The 6,000-nt window shown below is 63.7% G+C and carries 7 protein-coding genes and 2 pseudogenes; 1 reads left to right on the forward strand and 8 read right to left on the reverse strand.

Annotated elements, in window-relative coordinates:
- Positions 1–97: 97 nt before the first annotated feature.
- The 8 genes and pseudogenes from GQS09_RS14395 to GQS09_RS14430 form a co-directional block, all read right to left on the reverse strand.
- Complete coding sequence (locus tag GQS09_RS14395; protein ID WP_165986456.1) at positions 98–766, reverse strand: hypothetical protein; 669 nt, start codon at positions 764–766, stop codon at positions 98–100.
- Between the two features lie 415 nt (positions 767–1,181).
- Complete coding sequence (locus tag GQS09_RS14400; RefSeq protein ID WP_313896140.1) at positions 1,182–1,793, reverse strand: hypothetical protein; 612 nt, start codon at positions 1,791–1,793, stop codon at positions 1,182–1,184.
- 20 nt (positions 1,794–1,813) lie between these two features.
- Entirely contained in the window at positions 1,814–2,179 is a 366-nt protein-coding gene (locus tag GQS09_RS14405) for a hypothetical protein (RefSeq protein WP_243761416.1), read from the reverse strand.
- Positions 2,180–2,306: 127 nt separating this feature from the next.
- Positions 2,307–2,546, reverse strand: a pseudogene (locus tag GQS09_RS14410) (transposase family protein); the annotation flags it as partial.
- Between the two features lie 10 nt (positions 2,547–2,556).
- Positions 2,557–2,991, reverse strand: a complete 435-nt coding sequence (locus tag GQS09_RS14415; RefSeq protein ID WP_165986458.1) for a hypothetical protein — start codon at positions 2,989–2,991, stop codon at positions 2,557–2,559.
- Positions 2,992–3,108: 117 nt separating this feature from the next.
- Positions 3,109–3,871 (reverse strand): annotated as a pseudogene (locus GQS09_RS14420) (transposase family protein).
- A 66-nt stretch (positions 3,872–3,937) separates the two neighbouring features.
- Positions 3,938–4,225: a hypothetical protein gene (locus GQS09_RS14425; protein WP_165986459.1), complete on the reverse strand. Its 288-nt coding sequence runs from the start codon at positions 4,223–4,225 to the stop codon at positions 3,938–3,940.
- Positions 4,226–4,351: 126 nt separating this feature from the next.
- Positions 4,352–4,888, reverse strand: a complete 537-nt coding sequence (locus GQS09_RS14430; RefSeq protein WP_165986460.1) for a hypothetical protein — start codon at positions 4,886–4,888, stop codon at positions 4,352–4,354.
- 337 nt (positions 4,889–5,225) lie between these two features.
- On the opposite strand from GQS09_RS14430, the gene GQS09_RS30690 reads away from it, so the two are divergent.
- Positions 5,226–5,984, forward strand: coding sequence for a hypothetical protein (locus GQS09_RS30690; RefSeq protein WP_165986461.1), 759 nt, complete (start codon positions 5,226–5,228; stop codon positions 5,982–5,984).
- Positions 5,985–6,000: the final 16 nt, after the last annotated feature.

A 6,000-nucleotide genomic window follows, 5' to 3' on the forward strand; every position in this document is an offset into this window, starting at 1 on the left:
CGGTCACATCATCCTCTGATTCGTAGGATACTGGATCTGATCCCCATCAGCGGCAGCCGACAGGGTCCCAGATTCGCTACGCGAAACAGGGGTGACGTCAAGAACGGCCCGGCTGTCCGCCGCGAAGCTCACGTTCAGCGCGTGAGAACAATTCACCGAAAGACAGGCGCCGTCCCGCTACATCAGAAATCAGTCGCTCACGCTGCGCAGTGTTCATGCAGCGACCCACAACTCGCTCCGCTTGGCGAAAAGCAGATGATTGCCTCTTGTCAACGCGTTCCTCCCACGGGACATCGGCCAGCAAGGAACCGACCGGATCACGCAGCAGCCTCTTCCAGCTACGTTCGATCAGGGCCCGCTCGGCAGGAAAGTGAGTTGAGAGCTCACTGAAGAAGCCGGAGCCACGCGAACGCAGAGCCTGAAGGAACTCGGACTCATGAGCAATGACCCCTCTGTTCTCCCCGTCCCCAGAGACAGTTATCTGCAGGCCCCCTTCAGGCCTTCGTTCAAATTCAACCTGGATGGGCTGGTCCGGGAATCTGAAGGAGCCTGCCCCCGTCGCCCGTAGCTTCGAAACAGAATCCGCCAGATAAGCCCACAAGGGGTACAGGTAGTCCCAGAGTCGGGTGTCGACCAGAACGCAGTCGCCAACAGCAATCTCGACCGCACCTTCAATCAGGTCAATCTCCGTCGAGATATCCCGCATCGACGCGAATTGAATGAACTCGCGGGGACGGATCATCGCATAGCTCTCGACAACGATCATCGGTTATCAGCGCGGGTAGAACTGGCCAATTCTTCCATTGTTAACTCCCATCGTGTAGGCAACTCCTCCGGCTCCGTCAACCCGCGGGCCTCAGCAAGGAACTCCTCGGCCACGCCCACATCGGCTCACCGCCACCGTTTACGCCCACGTCCGACTCCGCCTCCAGCGAGACGCCATCGACACTCTCAGCACCGCGCTCGACGGGCCAACGGTCGCCAAGACGGCCAGCGCAGACGGCGACGAACCGCCGCCCTGCGCCGCCCTCGTCCGCTGACGTTGCCGTCAACTACTGCCGTCACCCATCGCAGAAGCCCAGCCAGGACACACCTGACAGGGCTTCAGATTTGCGCAAGCGTACTGCTGTACGGGGCTCAGCACCTGGGCCGGATCGACTCCGGTGGGCCGCTCCGCGACGTTACGGCTGTCCACCACCCGTAGGTCCATAGTTGGCGGTCAGGGTTACAGCGTACTCGTCCGGAACGGTTCGCCCCGCGAAGGTCAGCGGGAGATACGATTCCAGTGCGCCTGACACCTCCAGGAAGGGCCCGAACTGCGCGCGCCATTTGTTCCGTGCGGCCACGTTCGGAAAACTCCGGAAGACTGCAACCTCGGGATCCCTTTCGCCCCAGCACCCCCACCTTCCGGAAGGTCCAGTCACAGCGATGACGTTCGCAGAGATCGCGATCGACCCCATGCTGTCGCCGTCCGGCTCGTGACCGATCGCCGCCCAGTAGTCGTCCACGTCGGCCCTGACGGACAACGACAACGCCGGGTACATCCGGTACTCCGGGAGGTAGAACGCGTCGCAGTCCGGCTCAAGAACCAGCAGTTCGACGTGCCTGTCACCATGCCACCGGGCCATCGCGCAGAGCGCCGGCCAGAATTCCGGGGTGAGGACCGCATCGAACTCACAGAACAGCGAGTCCTCCGCACGCTCCTTGAAGACCTGGCCAGGCAGTCTGGCATCAAGATCGAAGGTGGCTGCGCTACGGGAGCGAACATCCAGATAGCCGTTGCGATCGATCACTATCGAACCCGCCTCTGCCATTAGTCCTCGCCCAGCCTGATCCTGATGTCGGCCTTCTTGGACCCCGGATTGTAGTAGTTCGGCCGTCCCCCCTCGTGGCTGTTCGCCTTCCCGCGAAGGAAATACCTTCCCCCATCCTTCTCGTACATGATGTTGGGGCCCTTGTCGGTGCGAGCCCACCCATTGGCCTCAACGTTCTTTGCGAACTCCACGGGACCGACATCCGTCGATTTGTTCAGCATGCGAGCGCCAGGACTAGTGATGTCCTCACATTCTGACGCGGTCGGACAGTTGCTGTTGTGAACGAGGACCGGAGTCTCGCCCGCCAGGACATAGTAGGTGTGGAGGCCGTGGATGGTGAGGGGTTTGGTGGTGCCGTCGGCCATCAGTACCAGGGCGCCCGGCAAAAGGATTGTCCCGTAAAGGATCTTAAGGTCGCGTCGGGTACGGTTGGCCGCTGTGCGGCCCGCTGATCTACCTGGCGAGGGCGAGGTTGTGCATCCAGGCGAGCCAAGCATGGCGTTTCGACACCCCGAACAGAGGAGCGAGCTGCCGCATGGTCAGTTTCGTGTGCCAGTACGCCGCGACCAGCAAGGCCTGGTCCTCCAGCGGAAGGCTCCACGGCCGGCCCTTGCGGGCCGCGTCCGCACCCTCGCGCCGCAGCACCGTTACCAGCTTCCTGAAGGCACGCGGGCTCAGCCCGGAGAACGGGGCTATCCAGGACGGCTCCGACGCCGTGATCACACCAGCCACACCGCGATCATCACATCAGGATCAGACGGAGGTCCCCGGCCCAGCTCTCGCAGCGGACGCGACCTCTGGGGAAGGAGAGCTCCAGGGCAACGCGTCCAGTCATCGGCTCGTGCTCTTCCCGCACCGCCAGGATGCTCTTTCCGATGTGCTCTGCGAACGGTGTCTCGCTGCTGATCGCTCCCACGGTGACGCGTCCCGAGTCAGCCATGTCGTAGCCGGCGTGCGGCTCCGACTCCTCGACGATCAGGCACCCGTCCGATCCGGTCGTGATGTGAACGGTGGCACCCCGGTCATCGATCAGCCAAACGTCCAGCGGCCCTGCAGGATCATCGCCGCCATACACGTGCCGCGATCCGACGACCTCCACGAGCAGGCGCCCCACGAGACGCTGTGCAGCCGCCCCACCGCCGTGGAGCGGACACCCGTTCGACTTTTCAGTCTCCATCGCTCGACAGTACCGTCAGCCGATCTCCCAGCTCACAGTCTTATACGGGACAACGCTTAGGCTTCCTGACCAGGTCTTCAAGAAGCGTGTGGCGGACTCAGTGAGCCTTTTCCACCCTCACTCTGAGCTGGTCAGATGAAGGGTGAGGACGGCCTGGACGAGGCTGGTGATCCGGGTGGTCGAGCACCGTAGTTTGCGGAGGATGCGCCAGGACTTGAGGGTGGCGATGGCCTGCTCGATGAGGGCCCGGGTCCTTGCGTGAGACCGGTTCACCGCCTTCTGGCCTGCGGAGAGAGTCTCCCACCGCCCCCAGTGGTGCGGACCGTGCCGTCGGCACCTCGGTACCCCTTTTCGGCCCAGCAGCGGATGCCGGCCTCGGCGAGGGCGTCGACGATGCCGTGCTCGCGGGCCGCGCGGATGTCGTGGACGGCGCCGGGCAGGGCCGGTGAAGCCCACAGCAGCCGGCCGAAAGGGGTCGGCGATGACCTGCACGTTCATCTCGTGCTTCTTGTGTCTGCCCGAGGAGAACGGCCGGTCCGCGGCAATGCGGTCGATCGGCACAAGCGTGCCTTCCAGGATCACATACGCCTTCAGCGACGCGGTCCGCACCGCGTCGGCCAGGCTGGGGGTGAGAGCGGCCAGGAGCTCGACCGCCTCGGTCACATAGCGGTAGGCGGTCGTAGTGCCGATTCCGAACCCGGCCGCGAGCCGGGCATAGGTGTGTCCCATCCGCAGATGGGCGAGGGTGAGCAGGGCCTGGCGGCCGGCGCTCAGGCGCTGCCACCGGGAGCCGATTGCACGGCGGTGCCGCAGCAACTGCTGCGTGAGGAAGCGGAGGGCGTCAGCTGGACACGTCGACGCCCGACGGGTAGACAAGCACGTGAAGCCTCTGGTGGAGAGGGTTCTCTTGGTCGAAAACCCATCTACCAGGGGCTTCACCACGTCGTCAGCCCAACTGCCGGACCTCGGCGGCAGGTTGAAAAGGCCTCAGTGGCAGACCGGGGCTGAACTCGGTGATCCGGTCGGTCCGCGCGGACCAGAACAGGGCCTCGCGGCGGTGCATCTCCTGCCGGCTCTCGGCGAGGAGCTGGGTGGGTTCGTTGGGGTGGGTGGCGTCGCAGACACGGTGGGCGGTGGCCCACCACGGCGCAGCGGCAGCCAGGTTGGGGTCGATCACCACAAGTTGGACGTCCCGCATGAGGGAGGCGTGCGCGAGGAGCGTGTTGACCGTCACCGATCTCCCCGAGGGTCACCCCGGCGATCAGGCCGTGGGCGCTGGCCGCGACGTTCAGGCGGACGGGTTGGCCGTCTTCGTCCCAGCCGAGCAGCACGTCATCTCGGCACGGCAAGGAACCGGAAGTTACGGCTGGTGTCCCGTCAGCCGGAAGGAGCGATGAGGGAAGTGGAGCGTCGAGGGGTTCGTGGCGGAAGCCGCGGGCGGTGATGAGGCCGGGCCGGGGCTGGCTGATCTTGACCGCTGCATGCCCCAGCCGTTGCAGAGGTCGTCGGCGGCGTCCTGCCATGCCTGCAGTCCTACGCGGAGAAGGGTGTTGGCGGTGACGGTGACCCCGAACTGGTCCACCGTCGTCTTGATGCGCGGCAACTTGACCTTCGGCTCGACGAGATGGCCGTTGCTGCGGAGTTGGTCGGTGGTGGTGGGGGTGGGGTCGGTGATGGCGAGGCCGGTCATGGGGGCGAGGCGTCGCCAGGTGCGGCGGATCCGGTGTGCCTGGCGCAGACTCACCCGGGTCTCGGAATCGGCCCGAAACCAGCGGACTGTGAGGAAGACCAGCCTGCCGAGGGCGAGTGCGGCGACCGGGATCAGGAGCCACCAGGCAGCGGCCGGCGAGGGCGCGAGGTCGGGTATCTCGGTGAAGAGGGTTGCGAGTTGGGTCATCGGGCCGCCTGGAGGTTGACGGCGGTGGCGCGGTAGGCGATGCCGTGGCCCGACTGCCCCGTTGAACGTGGACTCCCACGGGGCGGCACACAGGCCGGCAAGCGTCACGGCGGTACCGGGCTGGACGCCCTTGGCGAAGCAAGCCATGTCGGACCCGGCCAGCGGATTCGTGGTACCCCTGAAGAAGGGGATGACCGATCCCAGGTGGCCTGGAAGCGACGGCTGGCAGAAGATGAGTCAAAACATCAACGAGATTGAGATCCATTACGTTTACAAACCCATCACTGGGCAAGTCGATGACTACAAGTTCAAGCGATAAAGCAAAGGGGATGCAGTCGTGATTGTTAAGAGTCTCGCTGCACAGGACGCGATCCCGGTTACGGGAGGTCGCAGTTACGGAGTCTACGGACTTGCCCAGTACGCCTCACGCTTTGTTGTCTTGATCGCCTCGGATGACTGTCGCCCGAATTGGTGTCCGGTCGAGTGGTTCCAGGTTGTGGACGGTCGCTTCCCTGGCGATTGGGAGTTGTCTGTCGTTGATCCAGGCGGCACTGCCCTGCAAGTTCTGATCGGCTACCCCGAACTAGTGAGAGATCCCGATCACTACGACGCGCTCTTGGAGCGTGATCCTGAAGCAATTTCGGCCTTCAAGAAGATCGATATTGCGCCGAGCGAATTTTCGGTGTCGCCAAGTGAAGACTTTCTCTCGAATTTCGGAGCTGTTCCAGAAGTGGCTGGGGATAATAATCGATCTTCCATCTCTCTGGATGCGCCGAATGATTACGCCGTTGACCTTCAATGGGATTCGGCGATGCGTACCGCGGAGTGGAGAATGTCGATGGGGGGTGTGGTGATCGCGGAGCAGATGCTTGGCGATGTGCGTGGAGTTTCTGTATTCTGCGAGAATCAAGAATCGGGTCTGATTCTTCGAGCGGATTCAGGCCCGGGTGAGGATGTTATTGAGCCGGAACTATTGGGTTGCCTACATGATCGTGTAGCGGACGTGTCGGGTGTGGAAGTAGCCGCGGACGATGTGGGGTTGGCGCTGTCGGCGGCGGAGGAAACGGCGAGTCTCGTGGGCGAGGTCGTCTACTGAGCGCGCGCGGGAGGCG

Source organism: Streptomyces sp. YIM 98790, from assembly GCF_011421595.1.
In the GTDB taxonomy this organism is placed as follows: Bacteria; Actinomycetota; Actinomycetes; order Streptomycetales; family Streptomycetaceae; genus Streptomyces.